The 24,741-nt window shown below is 68.6% G+C and carries 18 protein-coding genes and 1 pseudogene; 9 read left to right on the top strand and 10 right to left on the bottom strand.

The genetic code is table 11. The features are described from left to right. The 4 genes and pseudogenes from AWZ10_RS53010 to istB all read left to right on the top strand — a co-directional run. A pseudogene (locus tag AWZ10_RS53010) lies at positions 1 to 222 on the top strand (hypothetical protein); the annotation flags it as partial. Between the two features lie 109 nt (positions 223 to 331). Then, a complete protein-coding gene (locus AWZ10_RS55825) occupies positions 332 to 616 on the top strand; it encodes a transposase family protein (RefSeq protein ID WP_319326210.1) in 285 nt (94 codons plus the stop codon). A 10-nt stretch (positions 617 to 626) separates the two neighbouring features. Then, positions 627 to 2,264: an IS21 family transposase gene (gene istA / locus AWZ10_RS29405; RefSeq protein WP_060892463.1), complete on the top strand. Its 1,638-nt coding sequence runs from the start codon at positions 627 to 629 to the stop codon at positions 2,262 to 2,264. Beyond that, positions 2,261 to 3,061 (top strand): IS21-like element helper ATPase IstB, encoded by an 801-nt coding sequence (gene istB / locus AWZ10_RS29400; RefSeq protein ID WP_060892462.1) that lies wholly within the window; start codon positions 2,261 to 2,263, stop codon positions 3,059 to 3,061. Before istA ends, istB begins: the two co-directional genes overlap by 4 nt. Before the next feature lie 65 nt (positions 3,062 to 3,126). On the opposite strand, the gene AWZ10_RS29395 is transcribed toward istB, so the two are convergent. From AWZ10_RS29395 to AWZ10_RS29365, 7 genes are all read right to left on the bottom strand, one after another. After that, the gene (locus AWZ10_RS29395; protein ID WP_060892461.1) at positions 3,127 to 3,690 is read right to left on the bottom strand and encodes a cysteine hydrolase family protein; all 564 of its coding nucleotides are present in this window, start codon (positions 3,688 to 3,690) and stop codon (positions 3,127 to 3,129) included. A 531-nt stretch (positions 3,691 to 4,221) separates the two neighbouring features. Then, the gene (locus AWZ10_RS29390) at positions 4,222 to 7,413 is read right to left on the bottom strand and encodes an RICIN domain-containing protein (RefSeq protein WP_060892460.1); all 3,192 of its coding nucleotides are present in this window, start codon (positions 7,411 to 7,413) and stop codon (positions 4,222 to 4,224) included. Between the two features lie 85 nt (positions 7,414 to 7,498). Then, a complete protein-coding gene (locus AWZ10_RS29385) occupies positions 7,499 to 9,265 on the bottom strand; it encodes an amylo-alpha-1,6-glucosidase (RefSeq protein WP_060892459.1) in 1,767 nt (588 codons plus the stop codon). A 106-nt stretch (positions 9,266 to 9,371) separates the two neighbouring features. Continuing rightward, a complete protein-coding gene (locus AWZ10_RS29380) occupies positions 9,372 to 10,133 on the bottom strand; it encodes a carbohydrate ABC transporter permease (protein ID WP_240439246.1) in 762 nt (253 codons plus the stop codon). Between the two features lie 80 nt (positions 10,134 to 10,213). Beyond that, complete coding sequence (locus AWZ10_RS29375; protein ID WP_060892458.1) at positions 10,214 to 11,200, bottom strand: carbohydrate ABC transporter permease; 987 nt, start codon at positions 11,198 to 11,200, stop codon at positions 10,214 to 10,216. A gap of 37 nt (positions 11,201 to 11,237) precedes the next feature. Next, entirely contained in the window at positions 11,238 to 12,482 is a 1,245-nt protein-coding gene (locus AWZ10_RS29370; RefSeq protein ID WP_060892457.1) for a sugar ABC transporter substrate-binding protein, read from the bottom strand. Between the two features lie 201 nt (positions 12,483 to 12,683). Beyond that, positions 12,684 to 13,739 carry a LacI family DNA-binding transcriptional regulator gene (locus AWZ10_RS29365; RefSeq protein ID WP_060892456.1) on the bottom strand — a complete coding sequence of 352 codons (1,056 nt, stop codon included), beginning with the start codon at positions 13,737 to 13,739 and terminating at the stop codon, positions 12,684 to 12,686. Between the two features lie 607 nt (positions 13,740 to 14,346). Here AWZ10_RS29365 and AWZ10_RS29360 point away from each other — a divergent pair. Next, complete coding sequence (locus AWZ10_RS29360) at positions 14,347 to 17,010, top strand: carbohydrate-binding protein (protein WP_234360743.1); 2,664 nt, start codon at positions 14,347 to 14,349, stop codon at positions 17,008 to 17,010. Between the two features lie 288 nt (positions 17,011 to 17,298). Here AWZ10_RS29360 and AWZ10_RS29355 read toward each other — a convergent pair whose 3' ends face one another. Next, a complete protein-coding gene (locus AWZ10_RS29355) occupies positions 17,299 to 18,018 on the bottom strand; it encodes a class F sortase (protein ID WP_079104471.1) in 720 nt (239 codons plus the stop codon). A gap of 186 nt (positions 18,019 to 18,204) precedes the next feature. Then, complete coding sequence (locus AWZ10_RS29350; protein ID WP_319072110.1) at positions 18,205 to 18,657, bottom strand: sortase; 453 nt, start codon at positions 18,655 to 18,657, stop codon at positions 18,205 to 18,207. Between the two features lie 687 nt (positions 18,658 to 19,344). Here AWZ10_RS29350 and AWZ10_RS29345 point away from each other — a divergent pair. The 4 genes from AWZ10_RS29345 to AWZ10_RS29335 all read left to right on the top strand — a co-directional run bounded on the left by AWZ10_RS29345 (position 19,345) and on the right by AWZ10_RS29335 (position 22,752). Then, a complete protein-coding gene (locus AWZ10_RS29345) occupies positions 19,345 to 19,914 on the top strand; it encodes an AMIN-like domain-containing (lipo)protein (protein WP_060892454.1) in 570 nt (189 codons plus the stop codon). A gap of 351 nt (positions 19,915 to 20,265) precedes the next feature. After that, positions 20,266 to 20,448, top strand: a complete 183-nt coding sequence (locus AWZ10_RS52495) for a hypothetical protein (RefSeq protein WP_060892453.1) — start codon at positions 20,266 to 20,268, stop codon at positions 20,446 to 20,448. A gap of 175 nt (positions 20,449 to 20,623) precedes the next feature. Next, positions 20,624 to 20,899 (top strand): hypothetical protein, encoded by a 276-nt coding sequence (locus AWZ10_RS51635; RefSeq protein ID WP_159058380.1) that lies wholly within the window; start codon positions 20,624 to 20,626, stop codon positions 20,897 to 20,899. Positions 20,900 to 21,105: 206 nt separating this feature from the next. Continuing rightward, the gene (locus AWZ10_RS29335; protein WP_060892452.1) at positions 21,106 to 22,752 is read left to right on the top strand and encodes a glycoside hydrolase family 27 protein; all 1,647 of its coding nucleotides are present in this window, start codon (positions 21,106 to 21,108) and stop codon (positions 22,750 to 22,752) included. 323 nt (positions 22,753 to 23,075) lie between these two features. On the opposite strand, the gene AWZ10_RS29330 is transcribed toward AWZ10_RS29335, so the two are convergent. After that, the gene (locus AWZ10_RS29330; RefSeq protein ID WP_060892451.1) at positions 23,076 to 24,710 is read right to left on the bottom strand and encodes a PucR family transcriptional regulator; all 1,635 of its coding nucleotides are present in this window, start codon (positions 24,708 to 24,710) and stop codon (positions 23,076 to 23,078) included. Positions 24,711 to 24,741 lie beyond the last annotated feature (31 nt).

Below are 24,741 nucleotides of genomic sequence, written 5' to 3'. Positions count from 1 at the left end.
CCCGACCCCCGACCCCCGACCCCCGGCACGAAGCGCGTCGAGCGCGTCGAGGAGAACACCACCGCCGACGGCACCAGGCGCAGCGCCGAGCAGATCACCAAGCTCGGCAATCTCGCTCCGGCGTCTGGCTTTATCCGTGAGTCCTGGGTTCTGGCACAGATCTTGGGGAGCCGTCGCAGAGCGTTACCCGGTGTTCGATTGCGAGGAGACGGGTTCGCGTGAGACCGCGTACGCCTTGCGGCCTAACGCCCGGAGTTGACGCTCCCTCAGCTACCTGCCGCCCGCTGCCGCAGCCGGTTGTGGCCGGTGATGGTGCTGGTCATGCAGACCGATGCACCGTTCTGGGACTCGCTGGTGTTCGACGGGCGACGATGTGGATGTCGAGGCGGTCACAGCCGCGTTCGGCACGGTCGAGGTGGCGGCGAGAGGCCGCGCGGCTGGCTCTGCATGTCCGGACTGCGACCGCTTCTCGGACCGAGTCCACGACCGCTACCAGCGCAGGCTGAAGGACCTTCCACTCGCTGAGCAGGGCTTCGTGATCCGGCTGACGGTCCGGCGCTTCATCTGCGGAGCGGCGGACTGCCCGCGCCGGACATTCGAGTGCTCTGCGTGGTGAGGGGGCGCCGGTGCCACCGAAGACCAAGGTCGATCTGTACGCGGCGATCCGCCGCGATGCCCGGGCGGGCATGTCGAACCGGGCCCTGCAGCGCAAGTACGGGGTGGGCTTCCGGACGGTGAAGGCGGCCATGGAGTCCGTCTGGCCGGAGCCGCGCAAGCAGCTGCCACCACGCAAGACGAGGCTGGACGTGTTCAAGCCGGCCATCGACCAGATGCTGCGGGTGGATCTGGACGCGCCGCGCAAGCAGCGGCACACCGTCAAGCGGATCTACGACCGGCTGCTGGACGAGCACGGTGCGGCGGAGGTGACCTATCCGATGGTGCGGGCCTATGTCGCTGTCCGCCGCCCGCAGATACGGATCGAGGCGGGACGCGGGCCGCTGAACGCGTTCATCCCGCAGACCCACCTGCCGGGGGCGGAAGCCGAGGTCGACTTCGGGGACGTGACGATCCGTCTGGCCGGTGAGCAGGTCAAGGTGTTCCTGTTCGCGATGCGCCTGTCTTATTCCGGCAAGGCGGTGCACCGCATCTTCGCCTCGTGCGGCCAGGAGGCGTTCTTCGAAGGCCACGTCCACGCTCTCAGCGTGCTGGGCGGCGTCCCCGGCGGCAAGGTGCGCTATGACAACCTGCGGGCCGCGGTCGCCCGGGTGCTGGGACTGTCGAGAGCGAGAGTGGAGAACGAGCGGTGGACCGCGTTCCGTTCGCACTACGGCATCGAAAGCATGTACTGCCGCCCAGGACTCGAAGGAGCCCATGAGAAGGGCGGGGTGGAAGGCCAGATCGGCTGGTTCAGGCGCAACCACCTGGTCCCCGTCCCGGAAGTCGCCTCCCTCGCCGAACTCAACGCGATGGTCGAGCGGTGGGATGTCGAGGACGACGACCGCCGTATCCGGTCGCGGCCCAGGACGATCGGCGAGTACTTCGCCGTCGAACGCCCGTTGCTGCAGCCGCTGCCGGACGAGCCGTTCGAGACCGGTCGGCTGTTCAGTCTGCGGGTGGACCGATACGCGCAGGTCAGCGTCCGCACGAACCGCTACTCGGTGCCCGTGGGGCTGATCGGTCGCAGCGTCCGGGTGATGCTGCACGCCTCCGAGGTCGTCGTCTACGACGGACGCAGGGAAGTCGCCCGGCACGAGCGGCTGATTGCCAAGGGCCAGGCCCGCCTGGAGCTGGACCACTACTTGGAGGCCCTGGTCCGCAAGCCCGGCGCCTTCCCCGGCGCGACCGCTCTGGAACAGGCCCGCTCGGCGGGCAAGTTCACTCCTGTCCACGACGCGTGGTGGGCGGCGGCCTGCAAGGCCCACGGCGACCGGGACGGGACCCGGGCGCTGATCGAGGTCTTGCTGCTGGGCCGGCACCTTCACCACGAGTACCTGGTGACCGGGCTCGCCGCCGCCCTGCGAGCCGGCGCTCTGACCGCGGACGCGGTCGCGCTGGAGGCCCGCAAGGCCGCCGAGGCCGACGACGTCCCGCCCGCTGCAGCAGACCCGGAGCCGGACCGGGCGAGGGTGACGTTCCTGACCGAACGGCGGCTGGCCCACCTGCCGCCCGGCAACCGGCCGCTGCCGTCGGTCGCGGCCTACGACCAGCTGCTGCGACCGAGGCGGCCGACCGACCGTTCCGCCGTCGAGGGAGAGAGGCCATGAGTACGTTCAAACGCCACCGCGGGCTGACGGAACAGGCTGCGGATGCTGCCGTCGACCAGGCGTGCCGCATGCTGCGGCTGCCCACCATCCGGGCCCAGTTCCCAGAACTTGCCGAAGCAGCAGCCCGTGATCAGATGTCGTATCGCGGGGTTCTCGCCGAGCTGCTGATGGCCGAGTGCGACGACCGGGCCCGCCGTCGCTCGGAACGACGGATCAAGGCTGCCGCCTTCCCCCGAGAGAAATCACTGCGGGCTTTCGACTTCGAGGCGAACCCCAGCGTGGACCCGGCGGTCATCCACACGCTGGCGACCTGCGAATGGGTCAAGAAGGGCCTGCCGCTCTGCCTGATCGGCGACTCGGGCACCGGAAAGTCGCATCTGCTGATCGCGCTGGGCACCGAAGCCGCGATGGCCGGCTACCGGGTCAAGTACACACTCGCGACCAAGCTGGTCAACGAGCTGGTCGAGGCCGCGGACGAGAAGATCCTGACCAAGACCATCGCCCGCTACGGCCGCGTCGATCTTTTGTGCATCGATGAGCTGGGCTATATGGAGCTGGACCGCAGGGGCGCTGAGCTGCTGTTCCAGGTTCTGACTGAACGTGAGGAGAAGAACAGCGTCGCGATCGCCTCGAACGAGAGTTTCAGCGGCTGGACCAAGACCTTCACCGATCCCCGGCTCTGCGCGGCCATCGTCGACCGGCTCACCTTCGGCGGCAATCTGATCCAGACCGGCACCGACTCCTACCGCCTGGCCCTCACCCAAGCCCGGGCAGCAGCACAGAACGCCGCCGGCTGACCTCCCCCGGCCGGCGGGAGGCGATGCCGTCTTGCCCCGCACGCGAGGGTCCGGACGGCCTCCCGCTATTGCGGTGCGATGGCTTTGAGCCAGTCCTCGACGGCGAGGACATCTGCCCACTGCGGGAACAGCTTTTCGGTGAGCATCGTGTGCACCTCGGGGTCGGTGTCGAGGCAGGCATCCGCCAGGACGGTGAGGCCGAAGTCCAGGTCGATGGCGTGCCACAGGGTGGACAGCACTACAGCGCTGGTGGCGATGCCGGTGAGAACAAGGCTGTCGATATCGCGAGCCCTGAGTACCAAGTCGAGGTCGCTGCCCGAGAACGCGCTCCCCCGCCTCTTGGTGACAACCACGTCGCCCTGCTGGGGCGCAACGTCGTCATGAATCGCGGTGCCAGGGGCGCCCTCGGTGAACAGGCCGGCCCGCACGGCGTTTGTCATTACCCTGTTGCGAGGGCTGACTTCCGGATCGCCCGGCCGTAACCCCATCACCACGTAGATCACGGGGATGCCGGCAGCCCGGGCACCGTCGATCGCTCTGCGCAAGCGCGGCAGATATCCGGAACCGTCGTCGGCGATGGCCACGACGTCCCGTTGGACGTCCATCACCAGAAGTGCGCTGTTCGCCATGCTTGCCGTCCCTTCTCCGTTGGGAAACAAGAGCAAGTCTGGTGGATCAACCGAGCCACGGTGGAAGTTTCGGAGATCCTCATCAGCGTCGCGCCGCAGTGCGCCCATGACCGGTGTCAGTTCTCATCGACATTTTCTTGCCCTGTGATCACCAAGTGCTGTCCAAACTCAGTGATAAGCGGTGTCGCCCGTCAGTTACGAAGCCAGGCGTCCGGGCTCCGGCGACAGCCTCAACGAGGCGGGCGTGTGGCTCCCGAAGCGCTGACCCACCCACCCCCTAGCAGGCTGGATGCGGTCGGCGGACCCAACGACTTCGAGCCGGCCGGTTCCACCGAGGCCCTCGACTGACCGACAACAAGCTGCAGCGCGCGCCTCGGCGACGGTGAGGCGGGAGGGCGAAGACGTACGGGACCCCGGTCTGCGCGTGGAGAGGGCCACGACCGGGTGCCGTGGCCCTCTCACGGGGTCCTGCAGGGGAGCAGTGATGCCTCTGTCGGCGTGGCCGGGAGACTCAGCGGGAACCGCTGCTGGTCACGCCTTGCCGAGCAGTCGCCAGATCTGGTTCTTCTTGGTGGTCAGGGCGCTTGCCGCATCGCATGGCCATTGGTGGACGAGGGTGCCGACCGCCGTGGAGATTTCCTTGACATCGACGCACTTGCCGCTGTGCGCGGCGACGAGCTGGTAGTCGTGGCTGTTACCGAGTGCGGTCACCGCGCTCAGCTTGAACCGCTGGTTGCTGCCGCCGTTGCAGGTCCACTGCTGGACGGCGGCGCCATTGGCCGTCGAGACGTCCGAGACGTCCAGGCACTTGCCGCTGACGTGGTTGACGACGGTGTAGGTGTCGGTCGCGCCGGTGACGGGGTGGAAGTCGAAGATCTGCTCCTCCCCGCCTCCGCAGGTGTTCTGCCGGTACTGGGTGCCGTTGGCGGTGGACTTGGCGGGGTCTTCGAGGCAGAGCCCGCTGTGCTGGGCGACGGCCGTGGACGAGAAGCCGGTCGAGGCGCCGATGTGGAGGTTCTGCGGTGCGAAGGAGATCTCGTCGAGGTGGGGCGCCGAGCTGGAGCGCATGGGCTCTCCGATGTCGCCGCCCCCGCCGGAGTAGACCACGCCGATGGTGGTGCCGTCCCAGTTGTAGAGCTGTGAGGCGGTGAACTTGACGGCGTTGGTGCCCTTGGTGAGGGTGACGGGGACGGTGTAGTCGTGGAACTGGTTCCAGTGCAGGGTACTGGCGAAGTTGACGCGCTTGGCGGAACCGCCGTTGACGCTGACGTCGGCGTGCTGGGCGTACAGGTCGGGGTTGTAGTGGTTGGAGGGCAGTTCCTCGGCGTTGGCGTAGCGCATGGTCATGGCGTAGGTGCCGGCCTCGGGTGCGTTGGCGTTGAGGGTGAGGGAGTTGGCGGTTCCGTTGTCGATGCCCTTGACGACGCCGCCGTTGGCCTGGCTGTAGGTGGTGTCGGCGGCCGCAGTGCCGGTGAGGATGCCGTTCTCGGCCTGGTAGGTGACGACGTTGCCGGTGGTGACGGCGTCGGTGGCGCTGAACGGTGTGACGGCCAGGCGGTCCAGGACGAGGGTGCCGCTGGTGCCGGTCACCTTGACCTTGTTGATGCCGCCGTTCAGGTGGACCCGGTTGGCGGAGGTGGACCAGGCCCCGGTCGTCGCTCCGGAGAGGGTCTGGTCGTCGGCGGCCTTGCCGTTGACGGTGAGGCCGGCCTGGCCGGTGTTGCGGAAGCGGGCCGTCAGGTCCGCGTATCCGTCCCGCTCGGAGTAGACCCAGAACGTCGCGGACTTGCCTGCGGTGAGGTTCACCGCGCCCGCGCCGGACTGCCCCTGGGCGGTGTAGCCGGTGGTGCCGTTGTCGGAGAGCGTGACTTGTTCGGCCTCGTAGAGCGTGGTGCCCTGGACGTCGGCGTCCTGGTACTGGAGGTCGATCTTGTCGATGATGGCGTCGCCGTCGGTCTTCGCGCCGTTGTCGCCGGTGGTGGCCAGGGTGATGGTGTGGCTGCCCGCGGTGAGGCGCACGGTGGTGTCGTCGCGGCCCCACAGTGCCCACTGGAAGCCGACCGGTATGTCGATCCTCTTCGAGGCACCGCCGTCGACCCGCATGTACACGTCCGTGGGGCCCTTGACCTGGGCGTCCTTGGAGTAGCTGTTGCCGAACACCGACAGTTTGTAGTCGCCGGTGGTGGGGACGGAGACGGGGAAGGAGATCACCGTGGTGGAGTCGGTGCGCAGGCCTCCGACGTCCTTGGTACCCGAGGTGGCGAACTTGTCGACTTTGCTGGTGGTTCCCTCGGTGTTGATGTTGTAGCCGCTGCCGCTGAGCGTGGCGTTCTCGGCCTCGTACGTGCCCGTCCAGGTGCTGTCGGAGGCGGTAGAGCTGCCGGTGCCGCCCGGGGAGACGATCACCTGGTACGCGGACATCGCGTCGAGGGTGAGGGGGACGGTGATAGAGCCGTCGGAGCCCACGGCGACGTCGGCGTCGGAGATCCGGGTCGGGGCGGCCGCCGAGCCGAGGTAGCCGCTGTAGCGGTCCTGGAACACGCTGACGTGCACGGTGCTGCCGAAGACCGCGGGGTCGATGTTGTTGATGACCGTGTCGGAGGCACCGCTGGTGCCGCCGCCGGCGAGGATGACGCGGGCCTGCTTCTTGGCCGTGTCCAGACTCGCCAGACCCTGAGGGGTGTACGCGGCATCGGACGCGGCGCCGGTGACCTTGACGGTGTTGCCGCTCATGGAGCTGTACCAGTTGTAAAGCCACCACTGGGCGTTGGGGGTGTTCTGTGCCGCCGCGGAGTCGCCGAGGTTGCCGTTGATGTTCCAGTACGGCAGGTTGCCGTCGACCTTCTTGTCCTCGATGGCCGCGATCCACTGGACCATCTGGCCGGGGTCGGTCAGGTGGTAGCGGTGGGCGTACTCGTTGAGGTTGACGGTGATCGGGGAGGTGATCCCCACGGCGGTCTCCACCGCGCGGTAGGCGTTGACGGTTCTACGGACGTCCGCCGGGCTGCCCAGGGTGTGCCAGGTCACGACGTCCGGCAGGCAGTTGTTGGCCTTGCAGTACGCGAGGTGGCCTCTGAGGGAGGAGTCGGAGTAGCCGGCGCTGTTGGGCCCCGCCAGCCGTGCCTGGGGCCAGATGTTCTTGATGAAGTCGTGGGTCTGGCGCCACTCGGCGTTGAAGTTGGCCAACGCGGTCGCGTTGGTGCGCATGCCGTTGAACCAGCCTATGTCGGGCTCGTTGTAGGGCACGAAGACGATGTGGTCCGCGTAGGGGCTGGCCTTCGCCTGCTCGACCTGGGTCTTCATGGTCGCCTGGTAGGCCGAGTAGCTCTCACGTTCGTAGCCGGCGCGGTACACGTCCGTCATGTAGATGAAGATGTCCTTGCCGCCGCTGTCCACGAAGGGCTTGGCGATCTCCAGCGCGTCCGAGCCGGGGTGCTGCTGTCCGTCCTGGTATTTGGTGTTGGTGGTCTGGAGCCCCATCCCCTCGATGAGGTTGTTCGTCGGTACGTCCGGGCCGTACAGGCCGTACAGCGCGCCGGATGCGCCGCCGTGGAAGGCTCCGGTGGTGGTGCCGAGATCGACGGTGAGGGTGGGGGTGGCTGCGGAGGCAGGCGTCGCCATCACGGCGGTGGCGCCGGCGATGACGGTGAGTGAGAGCAGCGACGTGGTGACGCCGTGGAGAAGGCGTCTCTTGGCCGAGCGCCTTTGCCCGATTCTTCGCATGTGCTTTCGTCCTTTCAGGGGGTACCGCTGGTTGTTGTCGAGCCGGCCCCCGTGGCGGACGTGTGGGTGGGTTGTCGCTCGCTGGTCAGGCGATCGTGGTGACGGTGGTGTCTGTCCCGGCCTCCGCGCGACGGTGGTGGTCTCGGGCGAGGAGGAGGTAGCTGCTGGCGGTCCAGGTGTAGGCACGGTCGCGTAGTCCCTGACCGGTCAGGGCGTCGAAGTTCTCGGCGAAACCGGAGGTTTCGCACAGGGCGCGGAAGCGGGCGCTGATCTCGTCCGCCAGACGTTCGTGCCCGGCGCGGCGCAGTCCGTCCTCGATGAGGACGGTGGCGGGGGCCCAGATCGGGCCGCGCCAGTAGCCGTCGGGCTCGTAGTGCGGGGAGCCGGGGTGCTCGGTTGCCAGGCCGAACACGGTGAGGTGGGCTTCGATCAGTTCGGCCAGCCGGTCGCGGACCTTGAGGGGCAGGCGGTCGCCGAGCACGATCGGCATCAGGTCGAGCAGGCTGGCGCTCTGGGCGGGGGCTCCGCCGAGGGCCGGGCGGCTCAGGAACCGTTCGCCGTCCCACAGTTCCTCCAACAGGGCGGCCTGGAGGGCGTCGGCAGTCTCGGTGCGTTGCCGGGCGTCGTCCGGGAAGCCCAGTTCGGCGGCCAGCCGGGCCAGTTCGTCGAGCTGGAGGATCAGCATGGCGGCGAGGTCGGCGGTGACGGCCACGCGGTCGGGGTCGAAGGTGGTGGCGTTGTCCCAGCCGCTGTCGTTGCCGTGCTGGTAGTGGGGCAGGGCGGCTGCGGGCGCACGCCGTGAGGTGAGCCAGAAGTCCGTCCAGTGGGTCAGTCTGCGGTACGCCTCGGCCAGTTGCGCCGGGGCGAGCGGTTCGGGGAGCCGTCCGCGCAGGTGGCCGAAGGCCCAGCCGTGGATGGGCGGTTTGACGAAGTTGTAGAGGACCTCGGAGTGGGTGACGGAGTCGGGCAGAGCGCCGCTCTCGTCCTGGTGGTCGAAGGGCAGCGCGAACTGGTCCCAGGCGAGGTCGGGACAGCCGGGGGCCAGGGCGAGGGCGTTGAAGCAGTGGTCCCAGCTCCAGACCTTGTCCATCCAGTGCTTGGACATCAGCACCGCGGGCCGGGTGACCAGGCCCGCCGGACGTACGGTCGCTGACCACACCACATAGGCGGCGAGTTCGGCGGCCGGGGTGCCGGACGAGCGCCACGGGGTGACCGTCTCGACGAACTCGGCGAAAGACCGTCGCGCGGCTTCTGCGACCTCGTCGAACGTCGACCCCGAGCGGTAGGGCGGTCGCGCGCTGTCGAGTTCCTCGACCGCGATCTCCCACGAACCGCCGGCCTCGGCGGTGACCGTGAGACCGCGGTCACCGGCGCCCAGGGTCTGTGCACCGGACACGTCGGCAACCGTGCCGGACAACAGGGTGATCCGGTAGCGGCGCCCGGTCTCGTAGGAGGTGAACATGTGAGCGCCGTCCACCGGGTCGCGGTAGAAGTAGATCCCGCTGAACGGGGTCAGGGTGTGTGCCGCCGCGCTGATTCCGAACCCGAGACCGGTGCCGTGCACGCGTACGGTGTCCGGCGACTCGTAGGCGAGGTCGATGCGCCCGCCCTCACCGGTCCAGCCGAGCAGGCCCGGTGTCGCGTCGACGCGGGTCGCGGCGCGGTCGCCCGTCGCCGCGTCGAGGGGGACGAGGCGCAGGACGGCGTGCATGCCGTTCTGATGCGAGACGAGATGGAGGTCCTCGGCGCGCGTCCGTTCCGCCAGCACGGGCGAGATGCCGAACCACGATCCGTGCGCGCTGAAGGGGATGTCGTGGACGGAGAAGTCCGGGCCGGACGGGACGGCGGTCATGAAGGCGGCACTCATTTCTTGAGCGGGGGTGGTCGGCGGTCTGCCGGGCGGGGCGACGGTGCGGGCACTGCGGCTCGTGAAGAGCGCGGCTCATGCGCGCGGCGGATCAGTCCTTGACGGCACCGGCGGTCACGCCGGCGGCGACGTAGCGCTGGGCGAGGACCAGGATCACCGTGGCGGGCAGGGAGGCCACGACGGCGGTGGCCATGATGGCGTTCCACTCCTGGTTGTTGTTGCCGATGTAGTGGTAGATGCCGAGCGTGATCGGTTCGTGCGTCCCGCCGTTGGCGAGGGTGCTGGCGAAGACGAAGTCGGACCAGGACCACAGGAAGGCGAACAGCGACACCGTGACCACGGCGTTGCGGCTCATGGGCAGGACGATGGACCAGAACGTGCGCAGGGCACTCGCTCCGTCCATCTGCGCGGCCTGAATCAGCTCGGAGGGGATGCCCGACATGAACGCGGTGAAGATCAGGACCGCGAAGGGGACGGCCAGGGTGGAATCCGCGACGATCAGGCCGGGGACGGACTGGAGCAGGCCGAGGCTGAGGTAGATGGCGTAGAAGCCCATCGCCATGATGATGCCGGGGACCATCTGCGCGACCAGCAGGAGGAAGCTGAGCACGCCCCCGCCGCGTGGGCGGAGCTTCGCCAGCGCATAGCCGGCGGGCGCGGCCAGCGTCACGGTCAGCACGACGGTGCCCAGACCGACGACCAGGCTCGTTCCGAGGTAGGGCAACTGCTGGTCGAGTACGGCGCGGTAACCCTCCAGCGTGCCGTGGGCGGGGAACAGGTCGGGTGGGGACTTGCGCATGTCCTGGTCGCGGGTGAAGGACACATTGAGCATCCAGTAGACCGGGAAGAGCATGACCGCGGTGAGGAGGACACCGACGGTCGTCGTGACCCACGTACGGTTGCGGCGCTTCAAGGTGCTGACGGCGGTTCTGGTCACGACAGTGCCTGCTTTCGCTGGACCTTCAGGTAGACCAGGCCGAAGACCAGGGCGGCGACCACGAGCAGGTTGCCGACGGCCGCGCCGGGGCCGAAGGCGGGCAGGAGGTTGCCGAAGCCGAGCTGGTAGGACCAGGTGGCGAAGGTCGTGGACGAGTCCGCCGGGCCGCCCTTGGTCATGATCCAGATGATGTCGAAGACCTTGAGCGTGTAGACCAGGCCCAGCAGCAGGGTGATGGCGGACACCGGGCGCAACAGCGGGAAGGTGATGCTCCAGAAGCGTCGCCAGGGGCCCGCGCCGTCGAGGGCGGCGGCCTCGTACAGGCCGGCCGGGATGGACTGCAGGCCGCTGTAGAGCACGACCAGGTTGAAGGGGACGCCGATCCAGATGTTGGCGATGATCACCGAGGTCAGCGACCAGGACGGTGAGGTGAGCCAGTTCACCGGTCCGATGCCGACGGCGTGCAGTACGGCGTTGACGATGCCGGAGTCGCTGTTGAGCATCCACGACCAGGTGGAGGCCGACACGATCAGCGGCAGCAGCCACGGCACCAGGAACAGGGCCCGCAGGATGGCGGAGAGCCGGAAGTGCTGGTTGAAGAAGACGGCGAGGGCGAGGCCGATGGCGTACTGGAAGAAGAGGCAGACGGCGGTGAACACGGCGGTGTGCAGCAGGGCCGGGGCGAAGGTCGGGTCGTCGAGGACGGTCCGGTAGTTGTCCAGGCCCGCGAACGGCGCGTCGCCCTGGACGAAGGAACGGACGGTGTAGTTCCGCAGGCTCAGGTCGAGGTTGCGGTAGAGCGGATAGGCGTAGAAGAGGACGAGGTAGAGGGTCACCGGGGCGAGGAACGCCCAGGCCGCCCACTGCGGGGAGGCGGGACGGCGCCGGGTCGTGGTGCCGGCCGGGGGTGGGGCGGTGGTGGCCGCCGCCCCGTTCCGGTCGGGCACCCGCCGGCGGTCCGGCAACGGTGTCGTGTGCTTCATCGGCTGGCCCGAGTCCTGGTTGCTTGACTTACTTGACCTACTTGACGGCGGACTGTGCTGAGCCGAGCGCGTCCTTCGGCGACGCCGACCCGCTGAGGGCGGACTGGACCGCCTTCCACAACTGCTCGGAGATCTTTGGGTACTTGGTGCCCAGGTCGTCACTGGTGCGTCCCTTGGCCGCCTTCACCGCGTCCACCCAGGGCTTGAGCTTGGCATCGGCCGTCACCTGCTTGTCCTGGACCTCGGTGGTGGGGGCCACGTAGGACAGCGTCGTGTCGGTTTCGAGCAGGTTCTCGCTGTTGGTCAGGCAGGACACGAGCTTCTGCGAGGTGGCGTAGCGGCTGGTGTCACCCTGCGCGGGGATGGTGACGAACTCGCCGCCCGTCGGCGCCGCCGCGTCGCCTCCCGAGGCACCCGGGACGGGGATGACCCCGTACTCGAAGCCGGCCTTCTCGGCATTGGCGAGCTGCCAGGTTCCGTTCTCGGCGAACGCGTAGTCACCGCTCGCGAACTCCTGCCAGCTGGTCGTCTGGGTGTTGTTGATCACCGAGTTGGGGGCGTAGCCCTTGTTCAGCCAGTTCTTCCACAGCGACAGCGCGGAGACCGCCTGGTCGGAGTCGAGCGCGGTCAGCTGGGCTCCGGAGCCCCAGTACCAGGGCAGGAACTGGAAGCTGCCCTCCTCCGTGCCGATCGCGGAGAACGTGATGCCCTTCTTCCCCGCCTTCTTCACCTTCGCCAGGGCCGCCGTCAGCGACTTCCAGTCCGTGACCGAGGAGATGTCCACGCCGGCGTCCTTCAGCACCGCCTTGTTGTAGTACAGGGCGAGGGTGTTCGCGCCGATCGGTGTTCCGTACGTCTTGCCGCCCGACTGGCCGGCAGCGAGGAGGTTCGGGCTGACCTTCGAGGTGTCCAGCTTGTTGTCGTCGGTCGTGGTCAGCACGCCGGCCTCGGCCAGGGTCGACACCACCGGGTTGTCGACGACGAGGACGTCCGCGGAGTTGTCCTGCTGCGCCGCAAGCAGCGCCTTGTTCGTCAGGTCGCTGGTGTCGAACGCGGTCCGCTTGATCTTCACTCCGGCCTTGGTGCCGCAGCCGTCCAGCAGCTTCGCCCACGCCGAGCCCTTGTTGAACTGCGGGTACGGGTCCCAGATCGTGTACGTACCGCCGTCCGCGGCCTTCGTCGCGGTATCGCCCGATCCGGAGGAGCACGCGGTGGCGCCGACGGTGACGGTGACGACGGTCAGGACTGCGGCGGTGAGACGCCGTCTGGCAGATGTGTTCATTGCAGGTCCTCATGGGTTTTGGCACAGGTGTGCCCTGGGATCGGCACAGGTGTGCCCTGGGACGGGTGATCGGGGGGTGCTGGGCCCGCCGAACCCGGGCGGTGAGCTGCCCGGTCGGCCGGTGCGGGGTGCGGGGTGCGGGGTGTGCGGGGTCCGGAGACCGGGATGTGGAGGGTGAAGGGGAGTGTGTGCGGGTGACGGTCAGAGATGCGTGGCGGCGCCGGGGTCCGCAGCGGGGTCGGCGGGCCTGGTGCCGGTAGGTCCGGTGCTCGCTCGCAACGAGATCGGTGGCGCGAGCAGGTGATGGCGGGCCGGTGCGTCGGGGTGGTCGAGCCGCTCCACGAGCAGCTCGACGGCGAGGCGACCCATCTGTTCCGCGGGCACCTCCGCCGCGGTGAGCTGCGGGGTCACCGTCTCCGCCCACCTGCTGGCCACCACTCCGGTGACGGAGAAGTCGCGTGGCACATGGCGGCCGGCCTGCGCCAGCCCCCGGTAGAGGCCGCCGAGCGCGGCCTCGTTCAGCGTGACCAGGGCCGTGGTGGCGGGGTCGTCGTGCAGGATCCGCTCCAGACAGGCGAGGCCGGAGGCGGCGTCGTCTCCGCAGCAGTACGTCCGGACGGTGAGCCCGCGCTCCGCTGCGGCCTTGGTGAAACCGTCCAGCCCACGCTGGGCCGACTCGTACCCGGCCCGAAGCAGTTGCTCGGGCCGGTTGACGAAGGCGACCCGCCGGTGACCCAGATCGGCGAGGTGGTGCACACAGGCAGCCGCCAGCGCCGTGTGGTCCAGGCCCACCCACCAACCGCCCTGCGGGTTCGCGGTGCGGCCGATGGCGACAGAGGGGAAGTCCACCGCGGTGAGATGGTCGAGCCGGTCGTCCTGCAGCCGGATCTCCATCAAAATCGCGCCGTCGACCCGCCGCTCGCCCAGTAGCCGCTGGAACGAACGGTCGCTGTCCACACCGCTCGGAGAAAGCAGCACGTCGTAGTCGTAGGCCGCGGCGGCCTCGGTGACGCTCCCGATGAAGTCCAGCTGCATGCCGGTGTAGTGGTTCCCGGCCGGCGGGAAGACCAGACCGATGGTGTTGGTCCGGCCATTGGCCAGGGCCCGCGCACTCGCGTTGGGCCGGTAGCCCAGCTCGTCGATGACCCGCTGGACCTTCTGACGGGTGTCCTCGGACACCGGACGCTTCCCGCTCAGGGCGTACGACACGGTGCTCCGCGAGACACCGGCCCGCTTGGCAATCTCACCGATGTTCACGGGCACTCCTTGCTGAAAGCGGTCGAATCGGTTCGATGATTCCAGAGAACAGGATCGGCCGACTACCCGACCATCGAACCGGTTCGCGTGAAGTGAAGGTAGGAGCAACCCGGACGGGTGTCAACGCCTCGCGACGAATCCTTCGCAACGGCCCGGAAACGTCGGCGTGCGGTGGTGTCCTGTCTGGTCTGCCTGGGCGTTGACCTGCTTACCAGCAGGTCGGGCGCCCGGTTTTCGCGGACGGGCGCGCCCTGAACCCCACCAGGAAGGCCGTGCGCGGCCGATGAGATCCGTGTCGGGGGTATTGCTGGCCCGTTTCCCCGGTGCTAGCTTCCTCGAACCGGTTCGATGATCCACCTGGGGCCACGACCGCGTGCCGAAGTGCCACCACATCGGAGCGCCGCGCGGCCCCTGTGCAGCCGCCGCTCGGAACTCCGCCTTTCGGGCAGGGCCTGCCGTGGAGTGGCCGTCGCACTCGTCATGGCGGCGGGTACCTCGCTGATGCGGCGCGCCACGGACCGGCCCCATACGTACGAAACGCTTCGGATCCAGAGTCCGAGAAGCCACGGAATCCACGGAGATGTCAGTGCGACAAGGAAAAAGAACGATGGCAGTCGGCGCCGCGGTGGCAGCCGTCGTCACCACCATGCTCGCCGTACCGTCCGCCGGCACGGCCCGGGCCGTGGAACCGGAACGGCTCGTCATCGATCTCGCGACCGACACCGGCGCCTTCCACGGGGGTGCCAGCGGCTCGTTGTACGGGGTCTACGGCGACGGAGTGCCGAGCCGCAACCTCATCGAGGGTATGCGCCTGCGCACGGTGTCCACCAAGGCACAGGACGGTCCGCAACACCCCGGCGCGGACGCGCTGGAAATCCTGCCGCCATTCGTGGACTCCGGCGGCAAGGACGTCTACATCTACATGACCGACATCTACCGGGGCTTCCCCTACGAGTGGCCCGGCGCGAACGGTCCCGCGAGGCTCGCCGACTTCCAGGAGAAGATCAAGAAGCAGGTCCGGCAGGTCCTGACCACGGGCGACTACAAGGACCACGTCGTCTATGTTCCCTTCAACGAACCCGAAGGGAACATGTTCGGAACCGGCGACTGGAGTTACGACAGGACCTCCTGGCTCAACGACCCGAAGGACTTCTTCGCGGCGTGGAAGGAGACCTACCACCTCATCAAGAGCCTGGACCCGGACGCGCGGATCGCGGGCCCGAACACCTCCCTCCTCTTCGACCAGGTCAAGGGCTTCCTGCAGTACGCCAAGGCCAACGACGTCGTCCCGGACGTGATGACCTGGCACGAGCTGTCCAGCCCCGCCGCGGTCCGCACCAGCGTCGCGAGGTACCGGCAGTGGGAGAAGGAGATCGGTATCGACCCGCTGCCGATCAATGTCAACGAGTACGGGCACAACTACCACCTCTCCGTGCCCGGCCAGGTCATCCAGTGGGTCTCCGCCATCGAGGAGTCCAAGATCGACGCCGACCTGGCGTACTGGAACATCGACGGCAACCTCAACGACTCGGCCGTCGACGCCAACAAGGGCAACGGCCAGTGGTGGCTGTTCAACGCCTACGGGCAGATGTCCGGGCACACGGTGAAAGTGACCGCTCCTCATCCGAACCAGCAGTACACGCTCCAGGGCGTGGCCACGCTCGACAACGAGAAGAAGCAGTCCAGGGCCCTCTTCGGCGGCAAGAGCGGTGACGCGAACGTCGTCTTCGAAAACATCGACCCGAAGCTTTTCGGGAAAACGGTGCACGCCACCGTGCAGGAGATCCCCTGGACCGGACAGGTCGGCGACTCAGCACAGCCCCTGCGGCTGGCCGACCAGGAGGTCGAGGTCGGCACGGACGGCGCGGTGACGCTGCCGATGACGGGCATGAATGCAATGTCCGCATATCAGGTCATCCTCTCCCCGGGCGGAAGCGGCTCGAAGCCGGCCACACCCTCGACGAGCTGGCGCAGGACGTACGAGGCGGAGAACGCCACCTACACCGGGGGCGGCTATTCCAAGAACGGGCCCGAGGGCACGCCCTCCGACGTGGGCAAGTTCGCCACGTCCGGTGACTACAACGTCGGCGGCCTGCGCACCGGCTCCGACGGCGTGCTCGCCTTCGACGTCGACGTACCGCAGGACGGCACGTACGACCTGAGCGTCTTCGCCAACTCCTACAACCTGGACGGCCGGGTCAAGGAACAGGGCCCCACCAACGTCTTCCTGCGCGTCGACGGAAAGGACCCGCAGGAACTGCGGATGCCGCTCGGCTACAAGTGGGTGGTCTGGGGCCACACCGACACCACCGTGAAGCTCACCGCCGGCAAGCACAGGATCACGCTCTCCGCGAAGGACACGGACCTGGGCGTCACCAAGGGCGACGCCATTATCGACAAGATCGACCTGGCACTGCGCGACGAGCACGTGACCCAGCCGGCGATCTACGAAGCCGAGTACGCCACCCTCACCGGAGCCCGGCCCGGCTACACCTACCCCGGCGCTTCGGGCCCGGGCGCGGTGGCTCTGTCCGAGGGCGATTCCGCGACCTTCTGGGTCTACTCACCCACCGACGGCGAGTCGACGGTGTCCGTCGACCACCTCGGCGGTGGCAGGGCAGCGCTGTCGCTGAACGGTGAGAAGCTCGACCTTCCCAAGATCGGAAACGGCAAGCCGCGTACGGACACGCTCAAGATGTTCCTGTCCGCCGGTATCAACAAGATCACTGTCACCGGCACCTCCCGCGAACTGGTGCTCGACCGGCTGCGGGTCGCGCCGTCCAGCGGCAGCCTGGTGACTGAGGTGTACCAGGCGGACGCCGGCACCCTGAGCGGCACCGCCAAGGCCACCGAGGCATACACCTTCGCCGAAGGCGGCAAGGCGGTCACCGACATCGGCAACGGAAAGGCCAACGCCCTCACCCTCGACGTCGTCGCCGAGCGTGCCGGACGGCACGCGGTGACCATCCGCTATTCCAACGCCGAACAGGCACCCGCCACCCACTACAACCCCGACCCGATCGCACGCCACGCCGACCTTTCGGTCAACGGCGGACCGGCCCGCCGGGTGCTGTTCCCGACCACCTTCCACTTCAACAGCTTCAGGGATCTGACCGTCCCGGTCACCCTGAAGAAGGGCACGAACCGGCTCACGTTCACAGCCGAGGAGTTGCCGGACTTCGACGGCGACTCCTACAACCAGTACGACCAGCGATCCGCTTACGCGCCGGTGATCGACCAAGTCGCCGTCACCCCGCTGACGGAGAAGTAGCAGCCCGAGCTTCTGGAGAACATCCAGGTGCCTGCCGAACCCTGGTCGGCAGGCACCTGGATGTCCACGGGTTCCGTACCCCGGAGAACGCGGCGGACGGCGCCCCGGCGGGGGGCCGTTGGCCGTTCGGTCGAAGTTCCGCAGGCCGTCGTCGTCGGAGAACGTCGTAGGTCAGGGGCGTCGCCGTCGATGTCGACAGCGCGCTCTGCTGCACCGGTGTGCGCGGCGCTCCGCCGGGGACAGTGATGTCCGGACGACCGCGGTGTTGCCGCCCACGCGAACGACCGATTATGTGACGGAGCTGCTTGTTTCGACAGTCCCGTTCCCTTGCTCGCCCTCGTCCTGCTCGCCCTCGTCCTGCTCGCCCTCGTCCTGCTCGGCCTTGGCCGGAGCCTCGGCCTGCTCAACGGGACCACCATCGTTCGACGCCGTGGTCAGCGTCGCGTAGACCACGACGTTTCCCTGGTAGCCGGTTTCTTCCGTGTATGGACCCCCACAGGTGATCACGCGCAGTTCGGGCTGGTGGGAACTGCCGTACACCTTCTCATCCGGAAAGGCCTCCTTGTCGTAGAGCTCCACGGCGTCGACCGTGAAGACGGCTGTCCGCCGGTCTGCCCTGATGATCTCGATGGTGTCGCCCTTGGACAGTGCCCCGAGGCGGTAGAAGACCCCGGGGCCTTCCGGCGTGTCGACATGTCCCGTCGTGACGGCTGTCCCCACTGCGCCGGGAGCCGTGCCGGCGCCGTACCATCCGACAAACCCTGGCATTTCTGCCGATGGTGGGCGCAACGCCCCTGTTTCATCGAGGGTCAGTTCCGTCATCGGTGCGTTCACGCCGATGGCGCGGACAAGCAGCCGGACCGGAGCCGACGGGGGCAGGGGCGGCACAGAGGGGTACTGGGCCGAGGCGGTGCTGCTGGGGCCGGGGTGTGCGGAGGAGGAGAAGGACTGCGCGGACGAGGGTTGCGGAGGCAGTGCGCCCCGGAGTGCCGTGGTCACCAGCGCCATGCCCGTCAGGAGAGCGCAGGCGAGGAATTTGGTGGAGAGGGTGAACGAGGAGGATGGATCGGCGGGCTCGTGCCAGGGTTCCATCGCTGTGCAGCCTCCGCTTCGCGGCCGAAGTGAGTGAAGGCGGGGTGATCCTGGAGCCCCCGGACCGACACGGGCCCGGGGGCCGGGGCGGCAGGCAGCGCGTCAAGCGCGGGCACCGGCCGGGCGGCGGTGCATCTTGATCGCTCCTCCGGCGGTGGCTCCGGCGAGCAGTGCCGCCCCGAGGGCAAGTTGCGTGCCCTTGTCGTTCGCTTCCCCGAAACCAGCGTCGATCGCGCCGCTGGGGTTGCTGGTGCCGACCGAGTACGTGTCCGTGATCTTGACTCGCGGTGGGCACTTCAGCGTGACCGTGTATTCGCCGGGCTCGGTGCCGGCCGGCACCTTGAACTCGCCGGTCAGTACACCCTTCTGGTCGCCTTGGAGGAGGTGAAAGCTGCCTCCTGCCCCAGCCTCGCCCTTCCCGTAGATCTCCGAGCCACAAGCTGTGGTGCTGACCGTGACGGTGGAGCCTGGGGCGGCGTTGCTCGGGCTGATGTGCATACCTGGATCACCGGTGGGGCCGTTCGCGGCTGCTGCGGGCGGGCTCGAGAGGCCCATGGCACCGAGAATCAGACCGATGCCGATGCCAGCACACTTGATACGCATGAAGTTCCTCCGAGGAAGCAGTGGCCGGCCGGAGTGCGCGGCACCTTGTTGTGCTCCGCTCATGAGGAAACCGACAGACCGTCAGGGCTGCAACACGCCATACGGACGGATGGGTCATTCGGCCAGGCCCAGCGAGCGCACTCTTTTGATCATTTATGCAGGTGAGCGCTTTTGGGAGCGAGTTCGGAAGAACGCACCGCACGGGCGACACGGAGACCGGCGTCCGTCGCCGAGGTGATGGGCAAACAGCGCAGGATGCCTGTGGCTGCCTCTGCCGTGATTCATCCACCTGCGCGGCGTGTGACCGTGAAGACCCGTGGATCGGCGAAGCCCTCGGAGAGCAGGACGGCCGGGTGGCGGCGCGGGCGAGGCGGTCCTGTCAGTCGAGAACGTGGTCCGGCACACGGAGGTCGGACGGATGCTGCCGGCTGCGCTCCCGGCGGACGTCGAGGCTGGTGGTGAATCGCAGGGCGACGGCCCCAGGGAATCGAGGCAGACCACCGCGTCCACCGAGGCGACAACCTGGCCACGCCGCCGGCCGGGTTGGCCGCACCAAGGGCGTCGCGATGAACATGCAACCTTTGGGGCGGCTCGACTGTCTCCCCTGATGTCGGACATTCACGCCCTTGGGGGAACAAGATGACAGGAAGCAGAACAGCCTGGGTGACCGCGGTCCTGGTGACCGCCACACTGGGCGCCGTCGCGGTGCCGACCGTGGCCACAGCGGCCCCCGCCCCGCGGGCGGCGGCCGCCTGCCCGACCGGCTGGGGCAGCCTCAGCAAGGTGGACTTGTCCAGTACGTCGGGCGAGTACATCACGAATGCCAGGACCGGTCGCCACGACTGCTATGACCGGTTCGTCGTCGATGTTCCGGGCGCGTCCGCCGACCAGCTCGGGTACACCGTGAGCTACGTCGACCGGTTGATCCAGGACCCGACCGGCGACCCCATCCCGGTCCGCGGCGGCGCCATCCTGGAGGTGGTCGTCAGGGCGCCGGCCTACGACTCGGGCATGCCCACGTACCCCGGCCAGGCGGGACAGCCTCTGCCGGGTGTGAACCTCACCGGGTACCGCACCTTCCGGGACGCAAAATTCGCCAGCTCTTTCGAGGGGCAATCACAGTTCGGGCTCGGGGTCCGCGCCCGGCTCCCCTTCCGGGTGCTGCAGTTGGACGGGCATCTCGTGGTGGACGTGGCCCACACCTGGTGAACCACCACGGCCGACCGGCACCGCCATCTCTGACAAGGGGCCTGACCGTTGGGCCTGGCGTACGCGGCAGCGTCGCCCGCAGACGCGCCGTCCACCGCTCCGGCGATGGGGCCAGGACCTTTGCGCGGATCAACGACGACCAGCGCCGGTGGGGCCGGACGGGCGAGGTCGACACTGGCGATCCGTGCGTCCGCGGCCGGGTCTGCCTCGGAACCAACGGGAGCGGTGTGCGGTACCGGGAGCCCGTCTGGTGCCCGACCGAGTGACGCGACACGAGGCCGTCTGCTCCCAGGCGGCGACTACCGCCCGGAACGGTGGCACGAGGAGACCTGGCCAGAAGGCGTCCGGCCGATGAAGGTGGCCGGGGTCAACTGGGTGCGGCCCCTCCGTCCCGCCTTCCAGATCCGGCTGCACCGGCCATCCGGCGAGGAGCACGGCTACCGCCGTTCCGTCGGTTTCGCCTCGGGCGTCGCCCGGGCGGACTGCGTCGAGACCGGACCGGCCAGGTCTTCGTCTCCCGTGCCGACGACGTGATCGTCCCGTACGTCACGGGACCCGGACGCCCCCTCGACATCGCCCTGGATCACGGTTCTCTCAGCGCCCCGTCGGACTGGGTGCCGGCCACGGAACCGTTCTCGCCCTCGGGGGCGTACTGCTGAGCCTGCGCGCCTGCTACCCCGAGGGCGACCGTGCCTTCGCAGGCGTCACGTTGCTCGCGGCCATCGGTGGTACGGCGGCGCCCGCCCCGCCGAGCGCGCACATTCTCGGCGTCCGGTCGTCCGGCGCGTACAGCACGTCGTACGACATCTGGGGCACCGGCCACCAGTACGAGATCGCGCTCTGGTCGATCGGTGTGGTTGAGGGATCCCGTCAATACGGCTCGCACTCTTCGTTCGAAGCGTCGAATTATTTCGCTGTTCTGTGCGGCGATGGAGGCAATGTCGAAGGAGATTTTGGATGGCAGACGGAGTTGACAAGCTCGTGAACCCCCCTAACATCCCTGATGTCGGCGATCCGAAAGTGGATCGAAATTCCGAACCACTCGAAGTGTCATGTACCTGCCACTGATCCAGAGTGCGGCAGCAGTCATCCGCTGTCTTGTGCCGCCTGCCGATGACCGCATCACCCGCCAAGCCCCTCGCGAGCGCCGTAGGTGTCCAGCCGACGGTGCCGCCCCGAAAGGAGCCCACGGTGCCCAGACGATCAGGCAGACGACTGCTTCGTCTCTTCGCGGCCGTCGCGCTGACGGTCGCCGCGTCCTTCACGGCCGCGGTCCACTCCACCGCTGCGGCCGCGCCCGGCAGCCCGGCACTCACTCCACCGCTGGGCTGGAACAGCTGGAACAGCTTCGGATGCGGGGTCACCGAGGCGCAGGTCCGTCAGGCCGCCGACGCGATGGTGTCCTCGGGCATGCGGGAGGTCGGCTACCGGTACGTGGTGGTCGACGACTGCTGGTTCGACCCGCAACGTGACGCGGCGGGCAACCTGCGGGCCAATCCGACCAAGTTCCCGAGCGGCATGAAGGCCCTCGGGGACTACATTCACGGCAAGGGCCTCAAGTTCGGCATCTACCAGGTACCGGGCGAACGCACCTGCGCGCAGACCACCGGCGCCTATCCCGGGTCGACGGGCAGCAGGGGACACGAGACCCAGGACGCCGCCACCTTCGCCTCGTGGGGCGTCGACTACCTCAAGTACGACTGGTGCTCCTCCAGCGGTACCCGCGACGAGCAGATCGCGCGCTTCACGTTGATGCGCGACGCCCTGCGCGCCACCGGTAGGCCGATCGTCTACAGCATCAACCCCAACAGCTTCCACGCCATCACCGGCGCCACATACAACTGGGGCGAGGTCGCCGACCTGTGGCGGACGACCGAGGATCTGCTCGACATCTGGCAGAACGGCAACACCAACAGCTATCCGATGGGCGTCGGCAACGTCCTGGACGTCACCGCCCCGCTGGCGGCGCAGTCGGGCCCGGGGCACTGGAACGACCCCGACATGCTGGTCGTCGGCCGCCCCGGCCTGTCACTGACCGAGTCACGCTCGCACTTCGCCCTGTGGGCGCTGCTGAGCGCGCCGCTCATGGCGGGCAACGACATCCGAACCATGTCGGCCGACGTGAGCGCGATCCTGCGCAACCCCCGTCTGCTGGCGGTGAACCAGGACCCGCTGGGCGTGGGCGGGCGCAGAGTGAGAGACGACGGCGGCACCGAGGTGTTCGCCAAACCCCTGTCCGACGGCTCGGTCGCGGTGGGCCTGTTCAACCGGGGAGGTGGCGCGGCGACGGTCACCACCACGACGGAGCAAGTCGGCCTGTCGGGAGGGCCGTTCACCCTCACGGACCTGTGGACCGGTGGTACGGCGAGCACGTCCGGACAGATCTCGGCGAGCGTCCCCGCGCACGGCGTGGCCGTGTTCCGGGTGAGTGGGGGCAGCCCGCTGGCCGCCACCACCTCGCGTCTGCGCGGCAACGCCTCCGGCCGCTGCCTGGACGTGGACAACGCCTCCACCGCGGCCGGGGCCTCGGCACTGATCTGGGACTGCCACACGGCCGCCAACCAGCTGTGGACCACGTGGGCCGGCGGCGAGATCCGCGTCTTCGGCGACAAATGCCTCGACGCCTACAACCAGGGCACCGCCAACGGCACCCGGATCATCACCTGGTCCTGCAACGGCCAGAACAACCAGAAGTGGACCGTCGGCTCCGACGGGACGATCCGCAACGTCCACTCCGGACTGTGCCTCGACGTCGACCGGTCCGGTACCACCAACGGAACCCCGCTGGTCCTGTGGACCTGTAACGGCCAGGCCGGCCAGAAGTGGACGCGTGCGTGAGGGACGTTGCGCCCCGGCCGGCGGCTGAGCCGCCGGCCGGGGCCCTCGGAGGTGGGCAACCAGGGTGGCCTCCATGGTCGTCGGCAGGTCTTCCTGGCACCTGGAGGCAACGCTGCTCCAACGGACCGCTCGCCACCCTCCCCTCTCCGGTGCCAACCCACTGACATCCCAACTCCGGTTGCCGTATTCGACGCCGCCGGTCGTGCTCGGCCCGGGCGCGGCTCCCTGTCGTCTCGGCTCAGCACACTGGCCCCACAGCCCAGCACCGCGTCCGGCCGGGCCGGTGGTCGCAGGAGCGCGCCGAGGTCGCGGTTCGATCCGCGTCAGTGAGCTCGCAGCACATCGAGTGCCGTGAGAGCCGCGTGGAGTTCGGTGCGCTGCTCGCCGGACTCCAGGTCGCGGTCGAGGAGACGCTCGATGGTGCGCAGGCGTTGGTACATGGTTTCGCGGGAGAGGCCGCCCCGGCGTGCGGCAGTGGTCTTGTTGCCGGCCGCTTCGAGGTAGTGGCGCAGGGTCGTCAACAGATCGGTGCCGTGCTGGGAGTCGTGATCGATGAGTCTTCCGAGCTGCTGTTCGGCGTACTCCTGGATCCGGGTGTCCTCGCGGAGGGCGTACAGCAGGCGGCGCAGGCCGATGTCGGACAGCTCGTGGAAGGACCGGTCCGGGGGGAGGGGCTGGCCGGGCGGGGTGGCCTCGGCGACGCGGGCCGCCTCGCGGAAGGAGCGGACGGCGTCGGAGAGGTCCGTGATCTCCGAGCCGACGCTCACCACCGCCTGCGGGGCCAGACTGAGTGCGGTGCTGCACAGCCGTTCGACGACGGGGCGCCAGGGTTGGGAGGGACGCAGAGCCAGCAGGATGCCGAGGCGGTCGGGGGACAACTCGCCGACGAGGGCCGGGATGCCTGCCGTTCGGAGTTCCTGGAACAGACGGCTCTCGGGCTCGGTTCCCCCTCTGCCCGTGCGGAGGTCCACCAGGGTCGCGACGAACCGGCTTCGGTCGGTCGGCAGACCCAGTGCGGCGCAGCGGGCGCGGGCGTCCTCGGCGGAGCGGTGGCGCTGGTCGACGAGGTCGCGCAGGGCGTTTCGGTGTGCGGTGCGTTCCCAGGGGGTGGAATGGATGAGGCGGGCGACGGTCAGCGCCATCGCGGTCCTCTCCAGCACGGTGATGTCCTCCGGCCCGAAGGCGGGACCGTCGGTGCGGGCCGGGAGCATGACCACACGGCCCCAGCGCTCGCCCTGGTACTCGACGGGTGCGGTGAGCCAGCCCCCCGGGCCGTATGTCGCCGTGTGGTCGTCGGCCCCGTCGGCCCCGTCGGCTCTGGAGCGCTGTTCCCAACCGGTGAGCGCCTCCTCCACCGTGCCTCCGGACGGTTCGCAGATCAGTGCCTGGTGCACCAGGTTCTCCAGGACCACCGTGCGGCCGCACATCTCCGCCGCCGCGCGCACCACGTCCTCCGGGCCTGCACCGCGCAGGGTCAGGGCGGTGAACACCTCGTGGATGCGCTGGGTGCGGCGCATCGCGTCCGCCTGGTTGCCGAGCAGGAGCGCGTGCACGACCTGGGTGACCTCCAGGAAGTTGACGTCCTTGGCGAGCGTGACGAGGGGAAGGCCACGCAGGCGACAGGCGTCGACGAGTGCGTCCGGCGGGCGGTGATAGCGACGTACGAGTTCGATGACCAGCGCCGCGGCCCCGATGCCGGCGAGTTCGTCGACGTACCGGCGCACGCCGGCCACGTCGTCCGGGAGCGGCATTCCGGTGGTCAGGACGAGTTCGCCGCCCTTGAGGAAGGACGCGGGGTCGGTCAGTTCGGTGATGTGGACCCACCGGACCGGCCGGTCCAGCTGGGGCACACCGGTGACGACCTGGGGCTGTCCGGCGGCCAGGACGGGAAGAGCCAGGACGTCGGCGACGGTGACTGCGCGGGTGGGCCCATGGCCGGCCGGGTGGTTGTCGTTCACGGTGTCTCCATGGGGTCCCCTGGCGAGCACG

Origin of the sequence: Streptomyces europaeiscabiei (assembly GCF_001550375.1) — a bacterium.
GTDB classification, from domain to species: Bacteria; Actinomycetota; Actinomycetes; order Streptomycetales; family Streptomycetaceae; genus Streptomyces; species Streptomyces europaeiscabiei.
The sequence above is the reverse complement of the archived record's forward strand: the minus strand, read 5'-3'. Positions and strand labels throughout refer to the sequence as shown.

Coding starts and splice junctions, on each gene's coding strand:
- AWZ10_RS55825 (WP_319326210.1), top strand. CDS start 332: ATGCACCGTTCTGGGACTCGCTGGTGTTCGACGGGCGACGATGTGGAT.
- istB (WP_060892462.1), top strand. CDS start 2,261: ATGAGTACGTTCAAACGCCACCGCGGGCTGACGGAACAGGCTGCGGAT.
- AWZ10_RS29395 (WP_060892461.1), bottom strand. CDS start 3,690: ATGGCGAACAGCGCACTTCTGGTGATGGACGTCCAACGGGACGTCGTG.
- AWZ10_RS29390 (WP_060892460.1), bottom strand. CDS start 7,413: ATGCGAAGAATCGGGCAAAGGCGCTCGGCCAAGAGACGCCTTCTCCAC.
- AWZ10_RS29385 (WP_060892459.1), bottom strand. CDS start 9,265: ATGACCGCCGTCCCGTCCGGCCCGGACTTCTCCGTCCACGACATCCCC.
- AWZ10_RS29380 (WP_240439246.1), bottom strand. CDS start 10,133: ATGCTCTTCCCGGTCTACTGGATGCTCAATGTGTCCTTCACCCGCGAC.
- AWZ10_RS29375 (WP_060892458.1), bottom strand. CDS start 11,200: ATGAAGCACACGACACCGTTGCCGGACCGCCGGCGGGTGCCCGACCGG.
- AWZ10_RS29370 (WP_060892457.1), bottom strand. CDS start 12,482: ATGAACACATCTGCCAGACGGCGTCTCACCGCCGCAGTCCTGACCGTC.
- AWZ10_RS29360 (WP_234360743.1), top strand. CDS start 14,347: ATGGCAGTCGGCGCCGCGGTGGCAGCCGTCGTCACCACCATGCTCGCC.
- AWZ10_RS29355 (WP_079104471.1), bottom strand. CDS start 18,018: ATGGCGCTGGTGACCACGGCACTCCGGGGCGCACTGCCTCCGCAACCC.
- AWZ10_RS29350 (WP_319072110.1), bottom strand. CDS start 18,657: ATGGGCCTCTCGAGCCCGCCCGCAGCAGCCGCGAACGGCCCCACCGGT.
- AWZ10_RS29345 (WP_060892454.1), top strand. CDS start 19,345: ATGACAGGAAGCAGAACAGCCTGGGTGACCGCGGTCCTGGTGACCGCC.
- AWZ10_RS52495 (WP_060892453.1), top strand. CDS start 20,266: ATGAAGGTGGCCGGGGTCAACTGGGTGCGGCCCCTCCGTCCCGCCTTC.